This window comes from Cupriavidus sp. FW306-1B-F12B (genome assembly GCF_058781795.1).
The window spans coordinates 147,991-173,466 of record NZ_JBYSXC010000014.1 but is presented as its reverse complement, the minus strand read 5'-3'; the positions used below and the strand labels follow the sequence as shown (position 1 = coordinate 173,466).

The window sequence follows — 25,476 nt, the reverse complement described above, 5'->3', positions numbered from 1 at the left end:
TCTCCGGCGACTAACTGGTTTGACGAGGCCGGCAGCACGCGGTTCCGTGCAACCGCTCGACGGTTACATGTGACCGGGCGTCGCACCGCCGTCATCGTCATCCGTCGTTCATTATCAGCCTGTCACGATGACAATGTGATGGCCATGCCGATACTGTGGAATTGGGCGGCAGCCTACCGCCCTTGCACCGCTTGCGCCGCATCGCGGCGTCTATCGGCCCTGCTGCTCGCGCCACGCCTCGTACAGGTCGATGCCCTCGTCACGCGCCGGCACGTAGGCCAGCGTCATCTCCCGTTGCTCCAGCGGCCGGGCCAGCTCGATATAGCCGCGCTCCGCGGACAGGTCATAGGGTTCGCCGTCTTCATTGGAGTAGGCGTAGTAGACCGCCTTCACGCCGGCCAGGTACATTGCCGACAGGCACATCGAGCAGGGGTAGCCGCTGGCGTACACCGTGCAGCCGCTCAGGTCCGGCTTGCCCAGCGCCCGGCTGGCGGCGCGCACGGCCTGCATTTCGGCGTGTGCGCTCGGGTCGCAGGTGGCGTCTACCTCGTTCACCGCGCGGGCCAGCACCTCGCCGTCCCTGACGACCACGGCGCCAAAGGGCCAGGTATTGCGTTCGCGCACGTTCCCCATGGCGAGGCGGATGGAATCAAGCAGATAGGCTTCTGTCGTGGACACGCGTTGTCTCCGTTGAGGCCTGGCCCGTGCAGGCGGACGATGGTTCGGGCCTCGGGACTATAGGCCAGCGTGCGCCGGCATGGTGGCGTGGGCTGTTATAGGGCGTATTTGGGCCGCGCGCGAGCCGCGCCGGTTATTGGCGATGGCACTGGCGCGCATTCGAATCCTTAACTTCGCGTGGCGTGGCCCGCATGACAGAATGCGCCAGACCGCATCGATACCCCCATACCACTCACACCCGACGCATCCGCACGGAGGAAAGAACATGCTGGCGGCGCGCCTGTCCATCTGCCTTGCCCTGGTCATTGCCATGCTGACATCCATCCCAGCCGCCGCCGGCGGCCCGCCCGAACAACAGCTGCGCGAGGCCGCGGCCAGCGGCAACGCCGCGCAGGTCACCGCACTGCTAGGCCAGGGCGCCAGCATCGATGACCGCGATGCGCAGGGACGCACGGCGCTGCTGCTGGCCACGCACCACAACCGCGTGCAGGCGGCCAGGGTCCTGATCGATGCCGGCGCCGACGTGAACGCGAAAGATGCCATCCACGACAGCCCCTACCTGTACGCCGGCGCGCGCGGCTACAACGAGATCCTGCGCCTGACGCTGGCCCACGGCGCGGACCTGCGCAGCACCAACCGCTACGGCGGCACCGCGCTGATTCCCGCCGCCGAGCGCGGCCATGTCGAGACCGTGCGCACGCTGATCGCGGCCGGCGTGGCGGTGAATCATGTCAACAAGCTCAAGTGGACCGCCTTGCTGGAGGCCATCATCCTTGGCAACGGCGGGCAGGCCCATACCGAGATCGTGCGCCTGCTGGTCAAGGCGGGCGCCGACGTGAACCTGGCCGACGGCGACGGCGTCTCGCCGCTGCAGCATGCGCGCCAGCGCGGCTATACGCAGATCGAGCAGATTCTGAGCGCCGCCGGCGCACGCTGAACCTTGCGCCGCAAGGCGGCTCGCTCTCGCCTGCCTCATATATACTGTCAGTGTGCATACAAAATGGTGAGAGCGATGTCTGCGAGAGCGAAACGCAACGCAACGAGCGGCAGTCATGAGGTGGCGGATGCCGTGCCGGAAGCCGATCCGGCAAAGGAGTTGCTCTGGGCCCGCCCGGGGTTCCTGGTGCGGCGCTTGCACCAGATCCACGTCGCGATGTTCTTCGAGGAGTGCAAGTCGCCCAATATCACGCCCGTGCAATATGCCATCCTGACGGTGCTGTCGGTGCTGCCGGGATTGGACCAGACTTCGCTCGGGCAGGAGGTCGGCCTGGACCGGACCACGACCGCCGACGTCGTGCGCCGGCTCGAGGAGCGCGGGCTGGTAGAGCGCCGCGACAACCCCGCCGACCGGCGCACCCGCCATGTCCACCTGACGCGGGAAGGCAAGAGCGTGGTCACGGCGCTGCGTGGCGACATGGCGCGTGCGCAGGAGCGCATGCTGGCGCCGCTGAAGCCCGCCCAGCGCGAAGTGTTCATGGACCTGCTGGCGACGCTGGTGGAAGCCAACAACCAGTACAGCCGCACCGTGCTGCGCAGCATGTAGGCCCGACGGCGGGCGCAAGGCCCGCCGCGCCCACGCGCTAGACCGGGTAGACCAGGTCGTTGGCGATGATGGTGGTGTCGTAGACAACCTGCCGCTCGCGCAGCAGCAGCCTGCCACCCTGGCGGCGGAAGCGGTCGTAGTAGGTCCCCGCCAGGTGGATCGTGGTGGGGCCCTCCACCAGCGTCTGCAGCAGCATGTAGTTGGCCTGTGCCACGATATCGCCGACCGCGGTTTCGTCGCTGACACGCGTGTTGGTCACCAGGTGCAGGTTGTAGCGCGGCGCGAACATCTGGGTATTGGCAATCGCAGCGGCGCGGTCGCGCATCATGCCCACCCCTTCGGCGTAGACCAGCCCCACCGGCAGGTTGCGCTCGGCATTCTCGCGCGCGGTGATCCGGTAGAGCGCGTCCTCGGTGAAGAAGCGGGGCCATTGCTCGACCAGGCCGGCGTCGAGCACCGCGCAGTATTCCGCGTGGAAGGCCTCGATCTCCAGCCGCAGTTCAATGGCGCGCGCGGTGCCGAGGGCGCTCTCGCGATAGAGGGAATAGTTCATCGGTTTCATGTTCTGGGGAATCCCGTTAGCCGCCGTTCAGAATCCCATCACGCCGCGGTAGTACTGGTACATCGCACGGATGGCGGATTCGGAGATCAGGGAGTTGGAGGTGCCGACCTGGTCCGGATCCAGCTTGAGCACATTGAGGTCGCTGCTGGAGCGGCGCACGCCTTCCTGCACGAACTTCATCGCCTCGTTGTCCTCCAGACCCAGGAAGCCTGCGGGGCCCATCAGGTTGCCCTGGCGCAGGCGGTGTTGCGTCATCTCCTCGGTATCGTCCTCGTAGCCGAACATGGTCCACAGCATCAGCATGCTGTCCGGCCCGTTGGGCACGATCTGGCGCACGCCGAGGGTGTTCATTTCGCGCTGCACGATCAGGTTCGGCCAGATCGTCTGCATCGTCACCGACCACGGCGAATCGAACTCTTTCACATACTCCAGGAAGCGTTCGTCCTCCAGGCGCATGCCTTCATGGTATGAGCGCATCTCCTTCTTGTTCTCGTCGCTGACCGCCGCGTACTTGTCCTCCTTTTTCGCCGACGCCATGGTGCCGTGCCGCCCGTGCACAGGATCGGCGATCATGGCGCTTTCATTGCCCGCCACCAGCAGTCCGAACACCACCAGGAAGGAGTGCAGCAACGTGGCGTGGTACGGGTCCTTGAGGTTCTCGTGGTACATCTTCCAGTTGCACGGGAGTTCGTTCTTGTAGTACCCGAGCACCTTGAGCGGCTTGCCGTTGAAGACGATGTCGAAGTCCTTGAGGATCTCCGGCGTCAGGTAGTCTTCCAGGCCTTCCATGTCCGCCGCGTACGAGGCGAAGACCACGCCGTTGCGCGTGGCCACGTTCAGCTTGACCAGGCCGTGGTCCTCGTTGCGGAAGTCCCTGGGCATGCCGCCCGCGCGATTGACGCCGCGCTTGAACGGAACGCCCTGCAGGTTGCCCTTGAGGTCGTAGGACCACTGGTGATAGGGGCAGACGAATTCCTTCGCATTGCCCTGGCTGTGGCGGCAGAATTCGGCGCCGCGGTGCGCGCAGCGATTTTCGAAGACGTTGACCGAGCCGTCTTCGGCGCGCGACACCACCACCGGCGTCGCGCCGACATAGGAGCGCTTGTAGTCGCCGGCGTTGGGGATTTCCGCTTCGAGCGCGACGTAGTTCCAGGAGCGTCCGCGAAAGATCTTCTGCAGCTCGAGGTCATGCACTTCCTTGCTGGTGTAGACCCAGTCCGGGATGTAGTGCAGGCTGTCTTCGGGCCAACGGCAGTCGGCCAGGCCGGCGTCTTTCTTGCCCAGCGTGTGCTGGATCACCGCTTGTGTCTGGTACATGTGGGAGTCCTTTCAGAGTGTAGTGGGGCTGGCCGCTGCCGTCGGGAGCTCGCGCACCAGCTGTCGCAGCGGCAAGGCGTCATCGCACAACCGTGGCAGCAGGTCTTCGACGGCATGGCCGAAGAGCGCGCGCAGCGGCCGCAGGTCGCCGCCGGCATTGATGGCGATGGCGTGGCTGAGCCGGCCGTGCCGGGTGCCGAGCAGCATGAACCTGGGGCAGGGCGCGTCGCTGGCGGCGATGCCGCGCCAGGCATAGCGGGTATCGGGAGTGGCCGCGCCGAGCATCTGCACGTTGCAGCCGAACTGGTCGGTCCAGAACCACGGCATCGCCGCGGGTTCGGCCTGCACGCCCAGCATGGCCGCGGCGGCGATGCGCGCCTGCTCGTTGGCGCTTTGCCAGGATTCCAGCCGCATGTGGGCGCCGAACCGGGGCTGGTACTGGCTGCAGCAGTCGCCCGCGGCATAGATGCCGGCCGCGCTGGTGCGGCCCTGCTGGTCGACCTGGATGCCGCCGTTGGCTGGGTCCAGCGCCAGGCCGGCGGCGGCGCCGAGCGCAACCTCGGGCGTCAGCCCGATCGCGACCACCACCAGCGGCGCCTGCAACGCCGCGCCGTCCGCAAGCCTGACCAGCACGCCATCGGCCCGCGGCACCAGGGCCGCGATGCCGCAGCCGAGCCGCAGCTCGACGCCTTGCGCAAGCACGCGCTGCGCCAGCCAGCTGCCAAGCTCAGGCGGCAGCGCGCGGCCGAGCAGCCGGTCGGCGCTTTCGATCAGCGTGAGCCGGAGGCCGAGTCCGGCCGCGGTCGAGGCCGTCTCCAGGCCAAGGAAGCCGCCGCCGATCACGATCACCTCACGCGCGCGCTGCATGGCATCGCGCAGGCGGGCGGCGTCGTCGAGCGTGCGCAGGTAGTGCACGTGGGGCGTGCCCGGGGGAAGCGTAGGCAGGACGCGCGCATTGCCGCCTGTGGCGAGCAGGCAGGCGGCGTAGCGAATGGCCTCGCCGTCGGCGCAGTGCGCCACGCTGTGCGCGGGGTCCAGCGCGGTGACCGTGGTGCCAAGCCGCAGCTCGATCTCCTGCCCGGCATAGAAGCCGGCGGGGTGCACGCCGATCTTGCCGTCCTGCGCGGCATCGGCGAGCACGGACTTGGACAGCGGCGGGCGTTCGTACGGTGCATGGCGCTCGCCGCCGGCCATGACGATGCGGCCACGATGGCCGAGCCTGCGCAGTTCGGCAGCGGCCATCGCGCCTGCCTGGCCGGCGCCGACAATCAGGATGGGCGTGTCTTGTGGCATGCTCGGCTCCTTCAAAGCTCGACCCACACCCGGCTGTCTTCGAACTTGACCGGGTAGGTGCGGATGTCGCTGGTGGCAGGCGCGCACATCGCCTTGCCGGAGCGGATGTCGAAGCGGGCCTGGTGCAGCGGGCACTCGATGCAGCCGTCTTCCAGGTAGCCGTCGGACAGCAGCGCGTACTGGTGCGTGCAGACGTTGTCGGTGACGAAGTACTGGTCGTCGCTGCGATAGACGGCGAGCTGGCGGTCCCCCAGCGTGAGCGGCATTACCTCGTCGTTCTGCAGGCCGTGGGCGGCGTCGATTTCAATCCATGCCATGGCGATCTCCGTGAATTTGATTTGTCAGTATGCTGAGTATCTAAGATCAGTGTACTGATGTTTTTTGCTCGCAGTATTCTGGTTAACCCTGGCCGGGGTTGGCCGCGCCGGATCCGGCTGACCCCACCGCGGGCGCGCCGGCCTGCAGCGACGGGCGGGCCTGCCAGCGCGCCAGGATCTCGCCCATGATGCCGCGGCGGAACGTCAGCACGCACACCACGAAGATCAGCCCCGTCACCATGCTGACCGATTCGCCCAGCGTTTCGAACCAGCCGATGCCGGTCATGGCCGCGAGCGCATTGCCGGCGTCGCCCAGCTTGTTTTCCAGCGCCACGATCACCAGGGCGCCGACCAGCGGGCCCGACAACGTGCCCATGCCGCCGACCAGGGTCATCAGGATGACCGTGCCCGACATCATCCAGTGCACGTCGGTGAGCGTGGCAAAGCCCAGCACCAGGGTCTTGAGCGCGCCCGCCAGCCCGGCCAGCGCCGACGACAGCACGAACGCCAGCAGCTTGAAGCGGTCCGCGTCATAGCCCAGCGAGATGGCACGCGGCTCGTTCTCCTTGATCGCGCGCAGGATCTGCCCGAACGGCGAGTTGACGATGCGCATGATGCCGAGAAAGGCCGCTGCGGTGATCAGCAGCACGACGTAGTACATGGTGTGGTCCGACGCCAGCGGCAGCACGCCGAACAGGTCGCCCCGCGGCACCGCCTGGAGGCCGTCTTCGCCACCGGTCGCGGGCGTCTGCAGGCAGAAGAAATAGAACATCTGCGCCAGCGCCAGCGTGATCATGGCGAAGTAGATGCCCTGCCTGCGTATTGCCAGTGCACCAAACACCAGGCCGAGCAGGGCACCGAAGGCGGTGCCTGCGAGCAGGCCCAGCTCCGGCGTCAGCTGCAGGAACTTCATCGCATAGCCGCAGGCATAGGCGGCGCCGCCGAAGAAGGCCGCGTGGCCGAACGACACCAGGCCGGTGTAGCCCAGCAGCAGGTTGAAGGCGCAGGCAAAGAGCGCGAAGCACAGCAGCTTCATCACCAGCACCGGGTAGGCGCCCAGCCAGGGCGCAAGCAGCAGGACCGCCAGCAGCAGTCCGTAGGCGAAGGTTGCACGCTTTCCGCTTGCCATCATTTTTCCTTTCCAAAGAGCCCGGCGGGGCGCACCAGCAGCACGCACACCATGGCGACGAAGACCACCGTCGCGGAGGCTTCGGGGTAGTAGACCTTGGTGATGCCCTCGAAGACACCCAGGCCAAGTCCGGTGAAGATCGAGCCAAGGATCGAACCCATGCCGCCGATCACCACCACGGCGAAGACCGTGATGATCAGGTTCTGGCCCATCAGCGGCGAGACCTGCATCACCGGCGCGGCCAGCACGCCCGCCAGCGCGGCCAGGCCCACGCCGAACGCGTAGGTCAGCGTCACCAGCAGCGGCACATTGACGCCGAAGGCCTCGACCATGCGCGGATTCTCGGTGCCGGCGCGCAGATAGGCGCCCAGCCGCGTCTTCTCGATCATGAACCAGGTGGCAAAGCACACCGCCAGCGACGCCAGCACCACCCATGCACGGTAGTTGGGCAGCACCATGAAGCCCAGCTGGCTCACGCCAGACAAGGCTTCCGGCGTGGGGTAGGGCAGGCCTGAGACGCCGTAGACCGAGCGCAGCGCGCCTTCGATCAGCAGGCAGATGCCCAGCGTCAGCAGCAGCCCGTACAGGTGGTCGAAGCGGTAGAGGTGGCGCAGCATGGTGCGCTCAAGCACCACGCCGAGGGTCCCGGCCAGCACCGGTGCCAGCACCAGCATCAGCCAGTAGTTGAGCCCGAGGTAGTTCAGGCCCATCCAGGCCAGCACCGCGCCAAGCATGAACAGCGCGCCGTGCGCAAAGTTGATCACGTTGAGCAGGCCGAAGATCACGGCCAGCCCCAGGCTCAGGATCGCGTAGAACGAGCCGTTGACCAGCCCCAGCAGCAACTGGCTCAGCAGCGCGGGCAGGGGCACTCCAAACAATTCCATGAAAAGTCTCCTTAAACGCCCAGCAAGGCGCTGAGCGTGGGCATCTTTCGTTCGAGCTCATCGGCGCCGAAGGCCTCGACGATGCGGCCGTGCTCCATCACGAAGAAGCGGTCCGCCAGCGGCGCGGCAAAGCGGAAGTTCTGCTCCACCATGACGATGGTGTAGCCGCGGCTGCGCAGCATGGCGATCATCTTCGCCAGCTTTTGCACGATCACGGGCGCCAGGCCTTCCGAGATCTCGTCGAGCAGCAGCACGCTGGCGCCAGTGCGCAGGATGCGGGCCACCGCCAGCATCTGCTGCTCGCCGCCCGACATGCGCGTGCCCTGGCTCTTGCGCCGCTCGTGCAGGTTGGGGAACATCTCGTAGATCTCGCCCAGCGTCATGGGCTCGCGCAGTCCGACCGCGCCCGGGGTGCAGGCGAATTGCGGCGGCAGCAGCAGGTTCTCCTCGCAGGACAGGCTGGCGAAGATGGCGCGCTCTTCCGGGCAGTAGCCCAGGCCCAGCGGCGCGATGCGGTGCGTCTTCATGTCGATGGTTTCCTGGCCGTGCACGCGCACCGAACCCTTGCGCATGCCGACCAGGCCCATGATGGCCCGCAGCGTGGTGGTGCGTCCGGCGCCGTTGCGGCCGAGCAGCGTCACCACCTCGCCCGGGTTGACGGTCAGGTCCACGCCGTGAAGGATGTGCGACTCGCCGTACCAGGCGTGCAGGCCGCGGAGTTCGAGGGCAGGGGAGGCCGTCCTGGTCATGATGCCTCCGCGTTCAGCGCCGCCGCGGCTGCGGGGCGGTCTTCGGGTTCGTCGGTGGTTCCCATATAGGCTTCCCTTACCTGCGGATTGCGTGAGATCTCGTCATAGGTCCCTTCTGCCAGCACCGCGCCGCGCTGCAGCACCGTGATGCGGTCCACGATGGACGACACCACGCTCATGTTGTGCTCCACCATCAGCACCGTCCGCCCCGCCGAAACGCGCTTGATCAGGGCGGTGACGGTCTCCACGTCTTCATGCCCCATGCCTTGCGTCGGTTCGTCCAGCAGCATCAGCTCCGGGTCGGTCGCGAGCGTGGTGGCGAGTTCCAGCGCGCGCTTGCGCCCGTAGGCCAGCTCCGCCGTGCCCAGGTGCGCGAAGCCGGCCAGGCCGACCGCATCCAGCAGTTCCATGGCGCGGCCGTCCAGCCGCGACAGGGAGCGCCTGCCGCGCCAGAAATGCCACGAGGTTCCCAACCTGCGCTGCAGCGCGATGCGCACGTTCTCCAGCACCGTCAGTTGCGGAAACACCGCCGAGATCTGGAACGAGCGGATCACCCCCATGCGGGCGATCTGGGCCGGCCGCAGCGCGGTGATGTCGGTGCCGTTGAAGTGGATCGAGCCGGACGAGGGCGCATGGAACTTCGTCAGCAGGTTGAAGCAGGTGGTCTTGCCGGCGCCGTTGGGGCCGATCAGCGCATGGATCGAGCCCCGCCGCACGGACAGGCTGACATCGCTGACTGCGGTAAAGCCCTTGAAGGCCTTGGTCAGTCTCTGCGTCTGCAGGATTACATCAGTGTCAGGCATGGCGCGCTCACTTCTTCACCAGGGGGCATTCGCTGGCGGACAGCGGCCGGAAGGCTTCGTCGCCGGGGATCGTGCCGATGTACCTGACCAGGTCCCACGGGCCCTTGGACTCGGCCGGGGTCTTGGCCTGGGCCAGGTACATGTCATGCACCATGCGGCCGTCGACACGCACCTTGCCGTTGCGCACGAAGGCATCGTTGACGGGCAGCGCGCGCATCTTCTCCGCCACGGCCGGGCCTTCCACGGTCTTGGCGGCTTCCACCCCCTTCAGGTAATGCAGCACGCCTGAATAGACGCCGATCTGGCCATGCGTGGGATAGGCCTTGTGGCGCTTGTAGTAGCGCTCGACGAAGTCCTTCGACTTGCCATCCAGGTCGAGCTTGAACGGGTCGACATAGGTCAGCCCCTGCGCGGCGTTCAGGCCCAGGCTCTTGATATCGGTGATGAAGGTGGAGGGCGTGATCACCGTCTGGCCTGCCTTGATCAGGCCGAACTCGCCGGCTGCCTTGACCCCGTTGATCATGTCGTTGCCGGCATTGGCCAGCACCACCACCTTCGCCTTGGAAGCCGAGGCGGCCACCACCGGGCTGCTGAAATCGCTGGCGTTGAGCGGATGCCGGGTGGCACCCACGTTCTTGCCGCCGCCGGCGTCCACGGCCTTGCGGAAATCCGCCTCCAGCGACTGGCCGAAGGCGTAGTCCACGGTGATGTAGTACCAGCTGTTGCGGCCCTGTTCGATCATGCGCCGCACCAGCGGGTAAGACACCGAATACGTGTCCCAGGCCCAGTGGAAGCCGGTGGGCGAGCAGTTCTGGTTGGTCAGTGCCATGGCGCCGCCGGTCGAGACGATGTCGATCTTCTGCTTCTGCCGCGCCACCTCCTGCACCGCCAGCGCGGTCGACGAGTTGGGGAAGTCGATCACCATGTCGACGCCATCGGTATCGAACCAGCGGCGCGCCAGCGACGAGGCGATATCGGCCTTGTTCTGGTGATCGGCGGAAAGCACCGTCACGGGTTTGCCGAGGGCCTTGCCGCCGAACTCTTCCACCGCCATCTGCGCGGCAAGCACGGAGCCCTTGCCGGAGAGGTCGGCGTAGGAGCCGGACATGTCGGTGATGACGCCGATCTTCACGCCATTGGCGTCGGCCAGTGCGGGCGTGGCGGCGGCCAGGCCCAGCAGGGCGGAGGACGCAGTGAGGGTGCGGAGGATGCGAGAGGTGGACATCAGGGGCTCCAGGTTGTCTACGCGAAAGATTGGAATGGTTGCGATGGCTGCGTCGGCAGACCGCGGCGCCATCGCTGCGCCGCGGGTAGCGCGGATAAACTCAGTATGCTGAATAGTTGACCGGAAGAAAGGGCGGAGAGATCCGCCCTTCAGCTTCACCCGTAGTGCCGCTCAGGTAGCCAGGTCGCGGCCGCGCGTCTCCGGCACGAACAGCATGCCAATGACGAAGGCCAGGCCGGCGATGATCACCGGGTACCACAGGCCGAAGTAGACGTCGCCGCTGGCCACGTTCATGGCCGTGACCACGAAGGACAGCATGCCGCCGACCCAGCCCGCGCCGAGGTGGAAGGGCAGCGACAGCGAGGTGTAGCGCACCCGGGCCGGGAACAGTTCCACCATGAAGGCCGCCATCGGCCCGTACACCATCGCCAGGAACAGGATCGGGACCAGCAGCAGCACGAATACCATCGGCGTGTTGATCTTCGCGGGGTCCGCGCGCTCGGGCCAGCCGGCCGCCACCAGCGCGCTCTTGATGGCGTCGCGGTCAAAGCCCTGCAGCGTGCGATCCGCGATGCGTACTTCCGCCTGCGCCGGATTGCTGGCCGGCACGAAGGTGTAGCCCACGCCCAGGTCGGTCAGGTAGCCGCGGATCTTGTCGCAGGCGGACACCGGCTCGCCGAACAGGCGCGCCTTGCAGTCGCCGGCCGTCACCCGCACGGCGCCTTGCTGCTGGAACTGTTCGAGCGCCGGATTGGCATAGTGGGTCAGGCCCTTGAACACCGGCTGGATGCACACCGCCGCCAGCAGGCAGGCGGCCATCATGATGTACTTGCGGCCGATGCGGTCGGACAGCCAGCCGAACAGCAGGTAGCAGGGCGTGGCCACCACCAGCGCGATCCCGATCAGCATGTGGACCGTTTCGAGCGGCACATGCAGCGTCTTGTTGAGGAAGAACATCGAGTAGAAGTGGCCGGTGCCGAAGATGGCGCCCAGGCCCGCCGCCACCACGAACAGCAGCAGCACCGACCTGAGGTTCTTCCAGTTGGTGAAGCTTTCGCGGATCGGCGCCCTGGAGGTGGTGTTGGCAGCCTTCATCCGGGCAAAGACCGGCGATTCATGCAGCTTGCCGCGGATGTAGACCGAGATCACCAGCATCACCAGCGACACGATGAAGGGAATGCGCCAGCCCCAGTCACGGAACTCGGCCTCGGTCAGGAAGGTCTTGAGCAGGTAGACGACCAGCAACGAGGACAGCAGGCCCAGCGTTGCCGTGGTCTGCAGCGAACTGGTGTACAGCCCGCGCTTGTGCACGGGGGAGTGCTCGGCCACGTAGGTGACCGCGCCGCCGACCTCGCCGCCCAGCGCCAGGCCTTGCAGCAGCCGCAGCAACACCAGCAGCACCGTGGCGGTGATGCCGATCTGCTCATACGTGGGCAGCACGCCGACGCCGACGGTGGCAACACCCATCAGCAGGATGGTGACCAGGAAGGTGTACTTGCGCCCGATCAGGTCGCCCAGGCGGCCGAACAGCAGCGCGCCCACCGGCCGTATCAGGAAGCCTGCGCCGAAGGTGGCCAGGCTGGCCAGGAAGGCGGCAGTCTCATTGCCCTTGGGGAAGAACAGTGCGCCGAAGTACACCGCCAGTGCGGCGTAGATGTAGAAGTCGTACCACTCCATCAGGGCGCCGAAGGAAGAGGCAAGGATGACCTTGCGCTCCTCGGCTGTCATGCCGGAGGCGGGGGCGCGTGTCTCGCTGCGAGTCAGGCTGATCGTCATGGCGGGGGTCCTTTGGTCTAGCTGTTGTCTCTATATGTCTGCTCGTCCCGGCGGTGCCGGCGCCGCTGGCCAGGGCCTGTCGGCCCCTCGCGCAGTGCAGCGCCGCATCCTTCCGGTGCATCAGTCAGTATGCTGATGAGAAACGCAGTATGCTGAGCAAAATGTGGGCCAGTCCACAATGTGCCGGAATGCCCGAAATCGCCTGTTTAAATGGTCTTTTAATATCATCAGCATACTGAGCATCTGGGCTCAGTGTACTGAGGGCCTATGGCCATCGTTATAGGTGTTAACCCTCCGCGCCGCTTCTAGACTTTTGGAAATTCGCTGACTAGAATCCGAAACTAATCAGTGTACTGAGTAATTGCATCGGCGCACGTCGCATGCCATGCAGGACGCGCCCGAAGCGAAGCGATTTCACCAATCAGGAGCCCCCACCAGCATGACCAAAGTGAAGAAGATCGCCCTCGAAGAGCATTTCATGACGCCGGGATTCCAGGCCTATTCCAAGGCGTTCACGCAGCATATCGATCCGGCGGTGTTTGCCGAGCTGGACCGCCGCCTCGCCGATTTCGACGAGGACCGCCTCGCCGAGATGGACCGTGCCGGCATCGACATCACGGTGCTGTCGCAGACTGGCCCGGGCGTGCAGGGCGAGTCCGACACCGGCCTTGCCCTGGCGCGGGCGCGCGAGAGCAATGACTTCCTGGCCGCGCAGATCGCACGCCACCCGACGCGCTTTGCCGGCTTTGCCGCGCTGCCCATGCACGACCCGGAACAGGCCGCGCGCGAGCTGGAACGCGCCGTGTGCGAGCTTGGCTTCAAGGGCTCGCTGGTGAACGGCCATACCCACGGGCGCTACTACGACGACCCGGCATACGATGCTTTCTGGGAACGCATGCAGGCGCTGGACGTGCCCATGTACCTGCACCCGACCGACGCGCTGGTTCAGCCGCAGGTCCTGGCGGGCCACCCCGAACTGACCGGCGCGGCGTGGGGCTGGGGCGTAGAGACCGCATCGCATGCGCTGCGGCTGCTGTTCGGCGGCGTGTTCGACCGCTTCCCGCGCCTGAAGCTCATCCTCGGCCATATGGGCGAGGGCCTGCCGTACCAGCGCTGGCGCTTCGACAGCCGCTTTGCGGTCTATTCGCACGGCGTCCGGCTGGCGCGCGCGCCTTCGGAATACATCGGCACCAATATCGTCATCACCACTTCGGGGGTGTGCTCGCACGGTGCGCTGGCCGGTGCCATTGCCGAGCTCGGCGCGGAGGCCGTGATGTTCTCGGTCGACTACCCCTACGAATCGACCGAAGTCGCGGCGAAGTTCATCGAGGACGCGCCGCTCGACGACACCACGCGCGCGCTGGTCTGCCACGGCAACGCGCAACGCCTGCTCAAGCTGTAACCGTACAACCCGAGGACCCTCATGCAAAAAGTCTTTCGCATCGGCCAGATCGTTCCCAGCTCGAACACGACCATGGAAACCGAGATTCCCGCGATGCTGCTGGCGCGCCAGCAGATCCGCCCGGAGCGCTTTACCTTCCACTCCAGCCGCATGCGCATGAAGAAGGTGGTCAAGGAAGAGCTGGCCGCCATGGATGCCGAATCCGACCGCTGCGCGGTGGAGCTCAGCGACGCCCGCGTCGACGTGCTCGGCTACGCCTGCCTGGTCGCCATCATGGCCATGGGCCACGGCTATCACCGCAAGTCGGAGCAGCGGCTGAAGGCCCACACCATCGAGAATGGCGGCGACGCGCCGGTGATCACCAGCGCCGGTGCGCTGGTGGATGCGCTGCGCGTGATCGGCGCGCGCCGCATCGCCGTGGTGGCGCCGTACATGAAGCCGCTGACCGAGCTGGTGGTGGACTACATCCGCAACGAAGGCTATGAGGTGGTGGACTACCGTGCGCTGGAGATTCCGGACAACCTTGAGGTCGGCCGCCACGATCCGTCGCGGCTGCCGGGCATCGTGTCGCAGATGAAGCTGGCGGATGTCGATGCCATCGTGCTGTCGGCCTGCGTGCAGATGCCGTCGCTGCCGGCAGTGGCAAAAGTGGAGGCGATGACGGGCAAGCCGGTCATCACCGCGGCCATCGCCACCACCTACGCTATGCTCAAGGCGCTGGACCTGGAGCCGGTCGTGCCGGGCGCCGGCGCGCTGCTGTCGGGCGCCTACTGAGGGCATGCCATGACCACTTTCCTTTATGGCGGGCATGTCCATGCCAACGGCATTCGCCAGCACTACCTGCGCTATGGCGGAAGTGACGGTGCACGCGCCGCGCGCGATCCCGTGATCATCGTGCCGGGCATCACCAGCCCGGCAATCACCTGGGGCTTCGTCGGCGAGCGCTTTGGCGCCAGCTTCGATACCTATGTGCTGGACGTGCGCGGGCGTGGCCTGTCGTCGGCCGAGGCCGGGCTGGACTACAGCCTCGACGCCCAGGTCCGCGACGTAGTGGCCTTTGCCGAGGCGCTTGGCCTGCGCCGCTACAGCGTGGTTGGCCATTCGATGGGCGCACGCATCGGCGTGCGCGCCGCGGCGGGCCGGCCTGACGGCATGGCCAGGCTGGTGCTGGTTGATCCGCCGGTGTCGGGGCCCGGGCGCCGCGCATATCCCGCGCAACTGCCGTGGTATGTGGATTCCATCCGCCTGTCGCGCCAGGGCACCGACGTGGAGGGCATGCGCCGCTTCTGCCCGACCTGGACCGACGAACAGCTGCGCCTGCGCGCCGAATGGCTGCATACCTGCAACGAAGATGCCGTGGTGCGCAGCTTCGAGGATTTCCATCGCGACGACATCCATGCGGACCTGCCCCGGGTCAAGGTGCCGACGCTGCTGATGACCGCCGGGCGTGGCGACGTGGTGCGCGCTGAAGACGTGGCGCAGATCCGCACGCTGCTGCCGGGGGTGCTGGTCAGCCACGTTGCCAGTGCCGGCCACATGATCCCGTGGGATGACGAAGCGGGCTTTTACGCGGCGCTGGGGGATTTCCTCGGCGCGCCGCTGACGCAATGACAAGCAAGGAGGCGACATGCCGGTAAGTGACCACCAGATGATCGAGGCCTGGCGCAAGGTGCTGAAGCTGTCGCGGCTGGAGCCGGGCCAGACCGTCACCATCCTGACCAGCGCTGCGACCCACCCGCAGACGCTGTCCACCGCGCTGATCGCCACGCAGGCGATGGGTGCCATCGTCAACCGGCTCGACCTGCCGCCGGTCAACGGTGAAAAGGCGCTGAGCCGCGACGCGCTGGCCTACCTGGGCACGACTCCGCTCACGGGCAACCGTGCCGCGATTGCCGCGCTCAGGGAAAGCGACCTGGTGCTGGACCTGATGACGCTGCTGTTCTCCCCCGAGCAGCACGACATCCTGAAGGGCGGCACCAAAATCCTGCTGGCCGTCGAGCCGCCCGAGGTGCTGGCGCGCCTGGTGCCTTGCGAGGCCGACCGCGAGCGCGTCAAGGCCGCCTCCGAGCGGCTGGCCCGCGCCAAGGAAATGCATGTGGTGTCGCCGGCCGGCACCGACCTGCGCTGCCCGCTGGGCGAGTTCCCGGCCATCAGCGAGTATGGCTTTGTCGACGAGCCCGGGCGCTGGGACCACTGGCCCAGCGGCTTCGCGCTGACCTGGCCCAACGAGGGCGCTGCCAACGGCACCATCGTGCTGGAGCGCGGCGACATCCTGCTGCCGCAGAAGACCTACGTCACCGAGCCGGTCATGCTGACGGTCGAGGGCGGCTTTGCCACGCGCATCGAAGGCGGCCTGCACGCCGAACTGCTGAGCGAGTACATGGCCTCCTTCAACGACCCGCAGGCCTATGCCATCTCGCATATCGGCTGGGGGCTGCAGCCGCGCGCGCACTGGTCCACGCTGGGGCTGTACGATCGCGAGGCCACCATCGGCATGGACGCGCGCGCCTTCGAGGGCAACTTCCTGTTCTCGCTCGGCCCCAATAACGAAGCCGGCGGCAGCCGCACCACAGCCTGCCATATCGATATTCCCGTGCGTAACTGTACCGTCCGCCTGGACGGCGTGGATGTGGTGAGCCGCGGCAAGGTCACGGACGGATTCCGCTATCCGGAGGAGAAGTAGCCATGCACAAGGAGATCGGCGCGTACCAGCGCCAGGGCTTCGGCAACGACCTGGAACTGGCGGGCCCGATCGGGCTGCTGGTGGTCGATTTCGTCAACGGCTTTGCCGATCCGGAGGTGTTCGGCGGCGGCAATATCCGCGAGGCCATCGCCAACACCGTGCCGCTGCTGGCCGTGGCACGGCGCGAGGGCTGGGCGATTGCACACAGCCGCATCGTTTTTGCAGACGATGGTTCGGACCACAACATCTTCTCCATGAAGGTGCCGAACATGCTGTCGCTGAAGGAGCGCGAGCGCAACAGCGCCATCGTCGAAGAACTGGCGCCGCGGGCCGGCGAGCTGGTGGTGCGCAAGACCGTGCCGTCGGCGTTCTTCGGTACGTCGCTGGCCGCCTGGCTGACGCAGCGCGGCGTGCGCACGCTGGTGGTGGCCGGCGCGGTGACCAGCGGCTGCGTGCGCGCCAGCGTGGTGGACGCCATGCAATACGGCTTCCGGCCGCTGGTGCTGTCGGATTGCGTCGGCGACCGCGCGCTTGGACCGCACCAGGCCAACCTGTTCGACATGGAACAGAAATATGCCAAGGTCACCACCCGCGCGGAAGGGCTGGCGGCCATCGGGGTGCGCGAATGAGCGCTTGCATGAATCATCGGGACGGATAAGACAATGACATCGTCGATGGAACCGGATCATTCGGAAGGAGGGCGCGGCCAGGGCGTGGGGGCCCGGGTGGCGCGCAAGGAAGACGCCAGGCACCTGCACGGCAAGGGCCGCTTTGTCGCGGACATCGCCATGCCGGACCTGCAGGAGGTGGCCTTCCTGCGCAGCCCCGTGGCGCATGCCAGGCTGTTGTCCGTGACCAAGCCCGCGCGCCACGCGCAAGCGGTGATCGTGCGCGAGGACATGGCGGCGGCGCGGGACATCGTCGCGGATTCGGCGTTCCCGTCCTACCAGCCGTCGGCTCAGGCGCCGCTGGCCAGCGGCAAGGTGCGCTTTGTCGGCGAGCCCGTTGCCATGGCCTTTGCCCCCACGCGCGCCGAAGCCGAGGACATCGCCGAGCAGGTGGTGGCCGAGTTCGACGAGCTGCCCGCGCTGACCGACGTGGCACAGGCCCGCCAGCTCGCAGGCGAGGTGCGCGTGCACGAACACTGGCGCGACAACACCTTCCTGACGCTGAATATCGACAAGAATTTCGAGGCGCGGCAGCGCGAGGCCTCCGTCGTCGTCCACCGCAAGGTCAACCTGGCGCGCCAGTGCATGGTGCCGATGGAGGGCAAGGCGGTGCTGGCCTACTGGGACCACCAGTTCGACCAGCTGGTGGTGTACAGCGCCACCCAGGTGCCGCATATGATCCGGACCATCCTGAGCCATTGCCTGGGCCTGGACCAGGCGCGCGTTCGCGTGATCTCGCCGGACGTTGGCGGCGCCTTTGGCTACAAATGCGTGCTGCAGCAGGAAGAGCTCTGTATCGCCTGGCTGGCGCTGACCTACAAGCGGCCGTTCCGCTTTATCGAGGACCGGCGCGAGCACCTGACCGCCGGCGCCAACTCGCGTGAGCATCACTACGCGCTTACCGCCTATGCCGACAAGCGCGGCCGCCTGCTGGCGCTGGACGCGAACATCGCCATCGACGGCGGTGCCTATTCGGTCTGGCCCTTCACCATCGGGCTGGAGCCGGGGCAGGCGATCGGCAACCTGCCCGGTCCCTATGCCTTCGACGGATACCGCTGCGAGACTACCTGCGTGGCCACCAACAAGCCGGGTTTCGTGCCGTATCGCGGCGTGGCCCGGACCGGCGTCTGCTTCGCCATGGAACTGATGATGGATGCGATCGCGCGCGAGGTGGGGCGCGAGCCGTGGGAAGTGCGCTGCGAAAACCTGGTGCCGCCGCAGGCCATGCCTTACGTCAACGTGACCAACAAGCACTTCGACGGCGGCGACTACCCGGCCAGCGTGCGCCAGGCGATGGAGATGATCGACCTGCCCGCGATCCGCGCGCGGCAGCAGGCGGGTCCGCAGGGCAGCCGCTATGTCGGCGTGGGCTTCGGCACCTACACCGAGCAGTCGGCGCATGGCACTTCCGTGTTCGCGGCCTGGGGCACGCCGGTGATCCCGGGCTTCGACTCGGCCACGGTGCGCATCACGCCGGACGGCGGCCTCGAAGTGCGCGTCGGCGTGCATTCGCACGGGCAGGGGATGGAGACCACCTTCGCGCAGATTGCCCACGAGATCCTGGGCATTGACATCGGACGGATCAAGCTGGTGCATGGCGATACCGGTCTGACGCCGTTCTCCACCGGCACCTATGCCTCGCGCTCGCTGGTGATGTCGGGCGGCGCGGTGTCGCGGGCGTGCAAGGCGCTGCTGCCGCGGCTGCGGAAGATTGGCGCGCATATGCTGGGGCAGCCGGTGGAGGCGGTGACGTTCGCAGCCGGCGCAGTGCGTGCAGGCGATGCCAACGTCATCCATATCGGCCGCATTGCCGACGCCTGGTACATCAATCCCCACCTGCTGCCGCCCGATGTGGATGCGCAAGGGCTGGAGGTCACCATGGGCTTCAAGCCCGCGGTCGATACCGGCAGCTTCACCTATGCAACCCACGCGGTCGCGGTGGAAGTCGATATCGATTCCGGCCATGTCGAGATCCTGGACTACGTGGTGGTGGAAGACTGCGGCACCATGATCAATCCGATGGTGGTCGAGGGCCAGACCTATGGCGGCGTGGCGCAGGGCATCGGCACCGCGATGTTCGAGGAGATGCGCTATGACGGCAACGGCCAGCCGCTGGCCTCCACGCTGGCGGACTACATGCTGCCCGGGCCGACCGAGATTCCGTCGATCCGCATCCATCATTTCGAGACGCCGTCGCTGCATACGGAATTCGGCGCCAAGGGGATGGGCGAGGGCGGTGCCATCGCACCGCCGGCGGCGATCTTCAACGCGGTGAACGACGCCTTGCGCGACTTCGGCGTCGAACTTCAGGAAACGCCGCTGACCCCGAGAAAGATCCTTGAAGCGCTGGATGCGGCAGTGGCCGGCGCACAAAGCAAGAAGGCAGCCTGACCGATGAAAGCCGTCGCTTTTTCCTATCATGCGCCCGGCTCGCTGCCGGACGCGCTGGCCCGCCTTGGCGCGGGCACCGACGTGGCCAAGACCATGGGCGGAGGCCAGTCGCTCGGCCCGATGCTGAACCTGCGGCTGACCCGTCCCGACACGGTGGTCGATGTGTCGGGGCTGGCCGAACTGCGGCAAGTCGCATCCACCCCCGATGGCATCCGCATCGGCGCCTGCGTGACCCATGCGCAGATCGAGGACGGCGTGTTCGCGCCGCTGCGCGGCACCATGCTGCAGGCCGTGGCGGGCGGCATTGCCTATCGTGCGATCCGCAACCGCGGCACCGTGGGCGGCAGCCTGGCCCATGCGGACCCGGCCGCGGACTGGGTAGTGGCGATGACCGCGCTGGGTGCGCGCATCGAGATCGCGTCCGGCACCGGCACGCGCGAGGTGCCCATGGAAGCCTTCATGATCGGCGCCTACACCACGGTGCTGGCCGATGGCGAGCTGATCGCCGCCGTGCGCGTGCCGCATGCCACGGCGCACAGCCGCTGGGGCTACCAGAAGCTGTGCCGCAAGACCGGCGAGTTTGCCGAAGCCAGCTGCGCCGCGTACTTCGATGCCAGCCGCCGCTTCGCACGCATCGTGCTCGGCGCGCTGGACGGGCCGCCGGTGGTGCTGCGCGGCCTCACGCGCGCGGTCGCCGCGCAAGGCGCCGCGGCGCTCACCGCAGGTGCCGTGGACGAAGCGGTGGCGCAGGCCGCGCCCGGCAAGGACGCCATCGACCGCAAGCTTTACCGTACCGTCGTGATGCGCTGCGTCACGCAAATGCTGAACTGAGGAGCGCCCGTGCAGACCATCGAATTCAATGTCAACGGCCGCCGGGTTTCCGGCGCGTGCGCGGACCGGACGCACCTGGGCGACTTCCTGCGCGACACGCACCGGCTGACCGGCACCCACCTCGGCTGCGAGCACGGCGTGTGCGGCGCCTGCACCGTGCTGCTCGACGATAAGCCGGTGCGCTCGTGCATCACCTTCGCGGCTGCCTGCCAGGGCGCCGACATCGTCACCGTCGAAGGCTATCAGGACGATGCCGTGATGGCCGACCTGCGCGCGGCCTTCAACCAGCACCACGCGCTGCAGTGCGGCTTCTGCACGCCGGGCATGCTGGCGACCGCGCGCGACATCGTGCTGCGCCTGCCCGACGCCGACGACGCCACCATCCGTCACGAGCTGTCGGGCAACCTGTGCCGCTGCACTGGCTATATGGGGATCGTCGCCGCCATTCGCTCGGTACTGGACGCACGCCGCGCCGCAGCCGGCGTGATTGCGCGGCACGCCTCGGGCGCGGCACCGGCCGAAGCGCCGTTCACCGGTTTTGCGGTTGCCGACGAAGCGCTCGGCACGCTGCCGCACCTGGCCGCCGGCACCGGCGCCGAGGCGGAACGGTCAGCCGACCGCAAGGGCTGGTCGCGCATCGAAGGCGGCTTCACCGTTCCCTACGCGCTCGACGCGGTATGGGCCTTCATGGCCGACCTGCCGGCCGTGGCGGGCTGCCTGCCGGGCGCCGTGCTGACTGAAATGGAGGGGGAGAAGGTCAAGGGCCATATCGCCATCAAGTTCGGCCCGATGTCCGCCAGGTTCGAAGGCGCCGCGCGCCTGCAGCGCGACGACGCGAACAAGCGCGGCGTGCTGAAGGGGGCGGGGCAGGACTCGCTCAGCAATTCCAAGGCCGCGGGCGACATCGCCTACCAGCTGAAGGCGCTTGCCGCGCACGAGACCGAAGTCGCGGTCGACCTGCAGTATTCGCTGCAGGGGCCGCTGGCGCAGTTCTCGCGGTCGGGGCTGGTGCGCGATTTCGTGCGGCGCATGATTGCGGATTTCGGCAAGTCGGTGGCGCGCCGGATGGACCCGACGCTGAGCGATGCCGAACGCAACCAGGCGGTACGCCTCAATCCCGTGGCGATGTTCTTCGGCGTGCTGTGGGAGCGGGTCAAACGGTGGTTCGGCGCCCGCTGAACCCGCCCGCCGGGCTGCTGCGCCCCTTGCCCGCGTCAGCCCGGATGCACTACAACCAGTAGTGCGGTGGCAGTGGTCTTGCCGCCATTGGAGATCGCATGTGCGACATCGGCCGCATAGCGCGCGGTCTCGCCGTGCCTCAGCTTCTTCTCATCGGCGCCCGCGCGCACCGTCATCGATCCGCTCAGCACCGACAGGTGTTCCTGGGTGCCGGCCTCGTGCGGCTCGGAGGCCAGCACGCCGCCGGCCTGGATGGTCAGCTCATACCACTCGAAGCGCCCGGCCAGGTCGATCGGGCCCAGGATGCGCAGGTCGCAGCGGGTATCGGGGCTTTTCAGCGACGGGATCGCGTGCGGCTGGACCACGGTGATGCCGCCGGCGGGGCGCTCAGCGGCGCCTCCGGCGAGGAAGTCCGTCAGGTTCACGCCGAGCGCATTGGCCAGGCGCCACAGCACCGCCACGGTGGGGTTGGCCAGGTTGCGTTCGATCTGCGACAGCATCGACTTGGAAACCCCGGCACGGCGCGACAGTTCATCGAGCGACAGCCGTTGCTGCTGGCGCAGCGCCTGCAGCGCCATGCCGACGGCGGGCGGGCCATCGGCCTGCGGGGTCTGGGCGAGGGCTTGCGTCATGGATTAATGTTCGCTATATTGCGCAAAATGTTCGATATACAGAACGTGTTCGATTTATCGATCGAATCCTAGCACATCCCTCGCACACCAACGGGAGCCAAGCCATGTCGAATGCCGAGGCATTCTATGCATCCATCCGTACCGAACTCGAAAGCATCCGCGCGGCGGGGCTGTTCAAGAACGAGCGCGTGATCGCCACGCCGCAGGGTGCGCGGGTGCGCACCACCGACGGCCGCGAGGTCATCAACCTGTGCGCCAACAACTACCTTGGCTTGTCGTCGCACCCGCAGGTGATCGAGGCCGCGCATGAAGCGCTGCGCACGCATGGCTTCGGGCTGAGCTCGGTGCGCTTTATCTGCGGCACGCAAGACCTGCACAAGACGCTGGAGACGCGGCTGTCGGCCTTCCTCGGCACCGAGGACACCATCCTCTATGGCTCGGCCTTCGATGCCAATGGCGGTTTGTTCGAAACGCTGCTGGGCGCGGAAGACGCGGTCATCAGCGATGCGCTCAACCATGCCTCGATCATCGACGGCATCCGCCTGTCCAAGGCGCGCCGCTACCGCTACCAGCACAACGACATGGACGACCTGCGCGTGCAGCTGGAGCAGGCGCGGGCCGACGGCGCGCGCTACATGCTGGTGTTTTCCGACGGCGTGTTCTCGATGGACGGCACCGTGGCGCGGCTCGATGAGATGCGCGCGATCTGCGACGAGTACGGCGCGCTGCTGGGCATCGACGAATGCCATGCCACCGGTTTCATGGGCCAGCGCGGGCGCGGCACGCACGAGGCGCGCGGCGTATTCGGCAAGATCGACATCATCACCGGCACGCTGGGCAAGGCGCTGGGCGGCGCCTCCGGCGGCTTCACCAGCGCGCGCAAGGAAGTCGTGGCGCTGCTGCGCCAGCGCTCGCGGCCCTACCTGTTCTCCAATACGGTGGCGCCGGCCATCGTGGGCGCGTCGATCGCGGTGCTCGACATCCTGGAAGCCAGCACCGAGCTGCGCGACCGGCTGGAGGGCAATACCAGGTTCTTCCGCGCGGGACTGGACCAGCTGGGCTTCGACGTCAAGGCGGGCGACCACCCCATCATCCCGATCATGGTCTACGACGCCGACAAGGCACAGCAACTGGCGCAGCGCCTGCTGGAGCTGGGCGTGTACGTGGTCGGCTTCTTCTACCCGGTGGTGCCCAAGGGCCAGGCGCGCATCCGCGTGCAGATGAGCGCGCTGCATGACGAGGCCGCGCTGCAGGCGGCGCTGGATGCCTTCGGCCAGGCTGGCCGTGAACTGGGGCTGATCTGATGGAAGACGGCAAACCGAAGATCCTGATCGTCGGCGCCAACGGCCAGATCGGGTCTGAACTGGCATTGGCGCTGGCCGAGCGCTACGGGCGCACCAACGTGATCACCTCCGACGTGGTGCCCACCGGCCGCCATGTGCACCTGACGCACGAGATGCTCAACGCCACCGACCGCGGCGAGCTCGCCACCGTGGTCGAGCGCCACGGCATCACCCAGGTCTACCTGCTGGCGGCCGCGCTGTCCGCCACCGGCGAAAAGGCGCCGCAGTGGGCCTGGAACCTCAATATGACCAGCCTGCTCAATGTGCTGGAGCTGGCGCGGCAGACCGGGCTGGAGCGGGTGTTCTGGCCAAGCTCGATTGCGGCCTTCGGCCCGACCACGCCTGCCGGACAGACACCGCAGAAGACCGTGATGGAGCCCACCACGGTCTACGGCATCTCCAAGCAGGCGGGCGAGGGCTGGTGCCGCTGGTATCACGCCAACCATGGCGTGGATGTGCGCAGCGTGCGCTATCCCGGTCTGATCTCGCACAAGACCCCGCCCGGCGGCGGCACCACCGACTATGCGGTCGACATCTTCCATGCGGCGGTGAAAGGCGAGCCCTACACCTGCTTCCTGAAGGAAGACGAGGCCCTGCCAATGATGTACATGCCCGATGCGATCCGCGCCACCATCGAACTGATGGAAGTCCCGGCCGGCAAGCTGAGCGAGCGCGGCAGCTACAACATCGCCGGCATGAGCTTCACGCCCGCGCAGATCGCCGCGGCCATCCGCGAGCAGGTGCCGGGCTTCCAGATCCGCTATGAACCCGACTATCGCCAGGCGATTGCGCAAGGCTGGCCGGATTCGATCGACGATTCGGTCGCGCGCGCGGACTGGGGCTGGCAGGCGGAGTACGGCCTGAAGGAGATGGTGGCGGACATGCTGGCCAACCTGAAGGCGACGCTGCCCGCCTGAGACGCTATGGCGCGATCGTGCCGTCGATGGCGATGCGGGTGCCCTCGGTGCCGACTGCCACCGGTCCGGTGCGTCCCACCAGGTCCCCGGCTTTCGGCAAGGCGCTGCCGCTGGCGGAGATGCGCGCTTCCAGCATGACCTGTTGCTGCCCTGACAGCCGGTGGTCGGGCCGCATCGCCATCACATCGTCCAGGGTGAACGACAGCGGCAGATCGCGCGCCTGCCGGCGCAGCACCGCCAGCGGCATGCGTGAGCCGTCGGCGGGCAGCGCATAGACAAAGAGCGTGTCGCCCGGTTGCGGCGTGCGCCCGGCCTTTTCGCTGAGCGTGACCATGCCGGTGATCTTCGGGGTTTGCGCCGCGGCATCCGTGCCGCGCGCGGCCGCGAGGTTGGCGGCGATGCGCGCCGCGGTCTGCGAATCCGCCGGCAGCAGCCGGTACAGGTGCTCCCAATATCCGATCGCCGCCTGCTTGTCGCCGCGTTCGGCCGCGGCGCTGGCCGCAAGCGCCAGCGCCTTGGGGTCGTCCGGGTCCAGTGCCAGGGCCTGGCGCACCTGTGCCATGGGCGGGCCTTCTAGTGAGCCGCCGTTCAGGCTGGCCAGCACATCGGCGTAGTCCGAGCGCAGCGCGGCCACGTCCGGCGCCAGTTCGACTGCCCGCGCGTACGCCGCGGCGGCATCGGCGTGGCGTTTCATCACGCTGTATGAGCGCGCCAGCATGGCCCAGCCCTGCGCGTCGCCGGGCGACTCGCGCAGGCGCTGCGCGAGCTGGTTCACCATGCCCTCTATCTGCGCGCCGCTCAACTGGTGCTGGCTGCCGGTGTTTTCGGGCAGGTCGTCGGCACGCCAGAGCGCGACCGGGTTGCCCAGGTGCAGATAGAGCAGGATGGCGGCGCTGGGAAGCAATGCGAGCAGCAGCGCGGCGAGCAGCGGCGAGGTGCCTGCCCGTCCCGCGCCGGTGGCGGCGCCGGCGGCGTCATCGAGCAGCCGGCGGCCGAGCTCGTCGCGGGCTTCGGCGTGGCGCGCCGCGGTGAGGGTGCCGCCGCGCAGGTCGGTGTCGAGCTCGCGCAACTGGTCGTGGTATAGGTCAACCAGCAAGGTGCGTTCCGGCGTGCCCGGGTCTGGCACTGCCCGGCGGCGCAGCAGCGGCCACAGC

The 25,476-nt window shown here is 67.3% G+C and carries 25 protein-coding genes; 12 read left to right on the top strand and 13 right to left on the bottom strand.

The window, feature by feature from the left end; translation table 11 throughout:
- Positions 1 to 210 precede the first annotated feature (210 nt).
- Entirely contained in the window at positions 211 to 678 is a 468-nt protein-coding gene (locus tag AC3WLE_RS22675) for a nucleoside deaminase (protein ID WP_492319093.1), read from the bottom strand.
- A gap of 265 nt (positions 679 to 943) precedes the next feature.
- On the opposite strand from AC3WLE_RS22675, the gene AC3WLE_RS22670 reads away from it, so the two are divergent.
- Positions 944 to 1,615 (top strand): ankyrin repeat domain-containing protein, encoded by a 672-nt coding sequence (locus tag AC3WLE_RS22670; protein WP_492319094.1) that lies wholly within the window; start codon positions 944 to 946, stop codon positions 1,613 to 1,615.
- 75 nt (positions 1,616 to 1,690) lie between these two features.
- On the top strand, positions 1,691 to 2,221 hold the full coding sequence (locus AC3WLE_RS22665) for a MarR family winged helix-turn-helix transcriptional regulator (protein WP_492350992.1): 531 nt from the start codon (positions 1,691 to 1,693) through the stop codon (positions 2,219 to 2,221).
- A gap of 37 nt (positions 2,222 to 2,258) precedes the next feature.
- Here AC3WLE_RS22665 and AC3WLE_RS22660 read toward each other — a convergent pair whose 3' ends face one another.
- The 10 genes from AC3WLE_RS22660 to AC3WLE_RS22615 form a co-directional block, all read right to left on the bottom strand.
- The gene (locus tag AC3WLE_RS22660) at positions 2,259 to 2,774 is read right to left on the bottom strand and encodes an aromatic-ring-hydroxylating dioxygenase subunit beta (RefSeq protein WP_492356453.1); all 516 of its coding nucleotides are present in this window, start codon (positions 2,772 to 2,774) and stop codon (positions 2,259 to 2,261) included.
- 36 nt (positions 2,775 to 2,810) lie between these two features.
- Positions 2,811 to 4,100: an aromatic ring-hydroxylating dioxygenase subunit alpha gene (locus tag AC3WLE_RS22655; RefSeq protein WP_492350990.1), complete on the bottom strand. Its 1,290-nt coding sequence runs from the start codon at positions 4,098 to 4,100 to the stop codon at positions 2,811 to 2,813.
- Positions 4,101 to 4,112: 12 nt separating this feature from the next.
- Entirely contained in the window at positions 4,113 to 5,393 is a 1,281-nt protein-coding gene (locus AC3WLE_RS22650; RefSeq protein ID WP_492319097.1) for an NAD(P)/FAD-dependent oxidoreductase, read from the bottom strand.
- Between the two features lie 11 nt (positions 5,394 to 5,404).
- Positions 5,405 to 5,710 carry a non-heme iron oxygenase ferredoxin subunit gene (locus AC3WLE_RS22645; protein WP_013952434.1) on the bottom strand — a complete coding sequence of 102 codons (306 nt, stop codon included), beginning with the start codon at positions 5,708 to 5,710 and terminating at the stop codon, positions 5,405 to 5,407.
- Positions 5,711 to 5,792: 82 nt separating this feature from the next.
- Positions 5,793 to 6,839, bottom strand: a complete 1,047-nt coding sequence (locus AC3WLE_RS22640; protein WP_492356460.1) for a branched-chain amino acid ABC transporter permease — start codon at positions 6,837 to 6,839, stop codon at positions 5,793 to 5,795.
- The gene (locus tag AC3WLE_RS22635; RefSeq protein WP_492319098.1) at positions 6,839 to 7,723 is read right to left on the bottom strand and encodes a branched-chain amino acid ABC transporter permease; all 885 of its coding nucleotides are present in this window, start codon (positions 7,721 to 7,723) and stop codon (positions 6,839 to 6,841) included. The genes AC3WLE_RS22640 and AC3WLE_RS22635 overlap by 1 nt, the downstream gene beginning before the upstream one ends.
- An 11-nt stretch (positions 7,724 to 7,734) precedes the next feature.
- Entirely contained in the window at positions 7,735 to 8,472 is a 738-nt protein-coding gene (locus AC3WLE_RS22630) for an ABC transporter ATP-binding protein (protein WP_492350989.1), read from the bottom strand.
- Positions 8,469 to 9,275, bottom strand: a complete 807-nt coding sequence (locus AC3WLE_RS22625; RefSeq protein ID WP_492350988.1) for an ABC transporter ATP-binding protein — start codon at positions 9,273 to 9,275, stop codon at positions 8,469 to 8,471. Before AC3WLE_RS22625 ends, AC3WLE_RS22630 begins: the two co-directional genes overlap by 4 nt.
- 7 nt (positions 9,276 to 9,282) lie before the next feature.
- Entirely contained in the window at positions 9,283 to 10,500 is a 1,218-nt protein-coding gene (locus AC3WLE_RS22620) for an ABC transporter substrate-binding protein (protein ID WP_492356452.1), read from the bottom strand.
- 171 nt (positions 10,501 to 10,671) lie between these two features.
- A complete protein-coding gene (locus tag AC3WLE_RS22615) occupies positions 10,672 to 12,276 on the bottom strand; it encodes an MFS transporter (protein ID WP_492350986.1) in 1,605 nt (534 codons plus the stop codon).
- A gap of 439 nt (positions 12,277 to 12,715) precedes the next feature.
- Here AC3WLE_RS22615 and AC3WLE_RS22610 point away from each other — a divergent pair, with 439 nt between their 5' ends.
- The 8 genes from AC3WLE_RS22610 to AC3WLE_RS22575 are packed head-to-tail and all read left to right on the top strand — an operon-like array spanning position 12,716 to position 21,430.
- Positions 12,716 to 13,678 carry an amidohydrolase family protein gene (locus AC3WLE_RS22610; RefSeq protein WP_492319103.1) on the top strand — a complete coding sequence of 321 codons (963 nt, stop codon included), beginning with the start codon at positions 12,716 to 12,718 and terminating at the stop codon, positions 13,676 to 13,678.
- 21 nt (positions 13,679 to 13,699) lie between these two features.
- Entirely contained in the window at positions 13,700 to 14,452 is a 753-nt protein-coding gene (locus AC3WLE_RS22605) for a maleate cis-trans isomerase family protein (RefSeq protein ID WP_492319104.1), read from the top strand.
- A gap of 9 nt (positions 14,453 to 14,461) precedes the next feature.
- Positions 14,462 to 15,289 carry an alpha/beta fold hydrolase gene (locus tag AC3WLE_RS22600; protein ID WP_492356451.1) on the top strand — a complete coding sequence of 276 codons (828 nt, stop codon included), beginning with the start codon at positions 14,462 to 14,464 and terminating at the stop codon, positions 15,287 to 15,289.
- A gap of 16 nt (positions 15,290 to 15,305) precedes the next feature.
- Positions 15,306 to 16,361: a 2,5-dihydroxypyridine 5,6-dioxygenase NicX family protein gene (locus tag AC3WLE_RS22595; RefSeq protein WP_492319106.1), complete on the top strand. Its 1,056-nt coding sequence runs from the start codon at positions 15,306 to 15,308 to the stop codon at positions 16,359 to 16,361.
- A gap of 2 nt (positions 16,362 to 16,363) precedes the next feature.
- Positions 16,364 to 16,990: an N-carbamoylsarcosine amidohydrolase gene (locus AC3WLE_RS22590; protein WP_492319107.1), complete on the top strand. Its 627-nt coding sequence runs from the start codon at positions 16,364 to 16,366 to the stop codon at positions 16,988 to 16,990.
- 33 nt (positions 16,991 to 17,023) lie between these two features.
- Positions 17,024 to 19,420: a xanthine dehydrogenase family protein molybdopterin-binding subunit gene (locus tag AC3WLE_RS22585; protein ID WP_492350984.1), complete on the top strand. Its 2,397-nt coding sequence runs from the start codon at positions 17,024 to 17,026 to the stop codon at positions 19,418 to 19,420.
- A 3-nt stretch (positions 19,421 to 19,423) separates the two neighbouring features.
- Positions 19,424 to 20,251, top strand: a complete 828-nt coding sequence (locus AC3WLE_RS22580) for an FAD binding domain-containing protein (RefSeq protein WP_492350983.1) — start codon at positions 19,424 to 19,426, stop codon at positions 20,249 to 20,251.
- 9 nt (positions 20,252 to 20,260) lie between these two features.
- Positions 20,261 to 21,430, top strand: coding sequence for a xanthine dehydrogenase family Fe-S subunit (locus AC3WLE_RS22575; RefSeq protein WP_492356450.1), 1,170 nt, complete (start codon positions 20,261 to 20,263; stop codon positions 21,428 to 21,430).
- 35 nt (positions 21,431 to 21,465) lie between these two features.
- On the opposite strand, the gene AC3WLE_RS22570 is transcribed toward AC3WLE_RS22575, so the two are convergent.
- The gene (locus AC3WLE_RS22570) at positions 21,466 to 22,062 is read right to left on the bottom strand and encodes a helix-turn-helix domain-containing protein (protein WP_010813494.1); all 597 of its coding nucleotides are present in this window, start codon (positions 22,060 to 22,062) and stop codon (positions 21,466 to 21,468) included.
- 104 nt (positions 22,063 to 22,166) lie between these two features.
- On the opposite strand from AC3WLE_RS22570, the gene kbl reads away from it, so the two are divergent.
- Together kbl and AC3WLE_RS22560 are read left to right on the top strand one after the other, a co-directional pair.
- On the top strand, positions 22,167 to 23,366 hold the full coding sequence (kbl, locus tag AC3WLE_RS22565; RefSeq protein WP_492319111.1) for a glycine C-acetyltransferase: 1,200 nt from the start codon (positions 22,167 to 22,169) through the stop codon (positions 23,364 to 23,366).
- Positions 23,366 to 24,322: an L-threonine 3-dehydrogenase gene (locus AC3WLE_RS22560; RefSeq protein WP_492319112.1), complete on the top strand. Its 957-nt coding sequence runs from the start codon at positions 23,366 to 23,368 to the stop codon at positions 24,320 to 24,322. The genes kbl and AC3WLE_RS22560 overlap by 1 nt, the downstream gene beginning before the upstream one ends.
- 4 nt (positions 24,323 to 24,326) lie before the next feature.
- Here the strand turns inward: AC3WLE_RS22560 and ccmI are convergent, their stop codons facing one another.
- Complete coding sequence (ccmI, locus tag AC3WLE_RS22555) at positions 24,327 to 25,475, bottom strand: c-type cytochrome biogenesis protein CcmI (RefSeq protein ID WP_492356459.1); 1,149 nt, start codon at positions 25,473 to 25,475, stop codon at positions 24,327 to 24,329.
- Between the last annotated feature and the right edge of the window lies 1 nt (position 25,476).

Excerpts from the sequence above, each read along its gene's own strand:
- AC3WLE_RS22670 (WP_492319094.1), top strand. The coding sequence starts at position 944 with ATGCTGGCGGCGCGCCTGTCCATCTGCCTTGCCCTGGTCATTGCCATG.
- AC3WLE_RS22665 (WP_492350992.1), top strand. The coding sequence starts at position 1,691 with ATGTCTGCGAGAGCGAAACGCAACGCAACGAGCGGCAGTCATGAGGTG.
- AC3WLE_RS22660 (WP_492356453.1), bottom strand. The coding sequence starts at position 2,774 with ATGAACTATTCCCTCTATCGCGAGAGCGCCCTCGGCACCGCGCGCGCC.
- AC3WLE_RS22655 (WP_492350990.1), bottom strand. The coding sequence starts at position 4,100 with ATGTACCAGACACAAGCGGTGATCCAGCACACGCTGGGCAAGAAAGAC.
- AC3WLE_RS22650 (WP_492319097.1), bottom strand. The coding sequence starts at position 5,393 with ATGCCACAAGACACGCCCATCCTGATTGTCGGCGCCGGCCAGGCAGGC.
- AC3WLE_RS22645 (WP_013952434.1), bottom strand. The coding sequence starts at position 5,710 with ATGGCATGGATTGAAATCGACGCCGCCCACGGCCTGCAGAACGACGAG.
- AC3WLE_RS22640 (WP_492356460.1), bottom strand. The coding sequence starts at position 6,839 with ATGGCAAGCGGAAAGCGTGCAACCTTCGCCTACGGACTGCTGCTGGCG.
- AC3WLE_RS22635 (WP_492319098.1), bottom strand. The coding sequence starts at position 7,723 with ATGGAATTGTTTGGAGTGCCCCTGCCCGCGCTGCTGAGCCAGTTGCTG.
- AC3WLE_RS22630 (WP_492350989.1), bottom strand. The coding sequence starts at position 8,472 with ATGACCAGGACGGCCTCCCCTGCCCTCGAACTCCGCGGCCTGCACGCC.
- AC3WLE_RS22625 (WP_492350988.1), bottom strand. The coding sequence starts at position 9,275 with ATGCCTGACACTGATGTAATCCTGCAGACGCAGAGACTGACCAAGGCC.
- AC3WLE_RS22620 (WP_492356452.1), bottom strand. The coding sequence starts at position 10,500 with ATGTCCACCTCTCGCATCCTCCGCACCCTCACTGCGTCCTCCGCCCTG.
- AC3WLE_RS22615 (WP_492350986.1), bottom strand. The coding sequence starts at position 12,276 with ATGACGATCAGCCTGACTCGCAGCGAGACACGCGCCCCCGCCTCCGGC.
- AC3WLE_RS22610 (WP_492319103.1), top strand. The coding sequence starts at position 12,716 with ATGACCAAAGTGAAGAAGATCGCCCTCGAAGAGCATTTCATGACGCCG.
- AC3WLE_RS22605 (WP_492319104.1), top strand. The coding sequence starts at position 13,700 with ATGCAAAAAGTCTTTCGCATCGGCCAGATCGTTCCCAGCTCGAACACG.
- AC3WLE_RS22600 (WP_492356451.1), top strand. The coding sequence starts at position 14,462 with ATGACCACTTTCCTTTATGGCGGGCATGTCCATGCCAACGGCATTCGC.
- AC3WLE_RS22595 (WP_492319106.1), top strand. The coding sequence starts at position 15,306 with ATGCCGGTAAGTGACCACCAGATGATCGAGGCCTGGCGCAAGGTGCTG.
- AC3WLE_RS22590 (WP_492319107.1), top strand. The coding sequence starts at position 16,364 with ATGCACAAGGAGATCGGCGCGTACCAGCGCCAGGGCTTCGGCAACGAC.
- AC3WLE_RS22585 (WP_492350984.1), top strand. The coding sequence starts at position 17,024 with ATGACATCGTCGATGGAACCGGATCATTCGGAAGGAGGGCGCGGCCAG.
- AC3WLE_RS22580 (WP_492350983.1), top strand. The coding sequence starts at position 19,424 with ATGAAAGCCGTCGCTTTTTCCTATCATGCGCCCGGCTCGCTGCCGGAC.
- AC3WLE_RS22570 (WP_010813494.1), bottom strand. The coding sequence starts at position 22,062 with ATGACGCAAGCCCTCGCCCAGACCCCGCAGGCCGATGGCCCGCCCGCC.
- kbl (WP_492319111.1), top strand. The coding sequence starts at position 22,167 with ATGTCGAATGCCGAGGCATTCTATGCATCCATCCGTACCGAACTCGAA.
- AC3WLE_RS22560 (WP_492319112.1), top strand. The coding sequence starts at position 23,366 with ATGGAAGACGGCAAACCGAAGATCCTGATCGTCGGCGCCAACGGCCAG.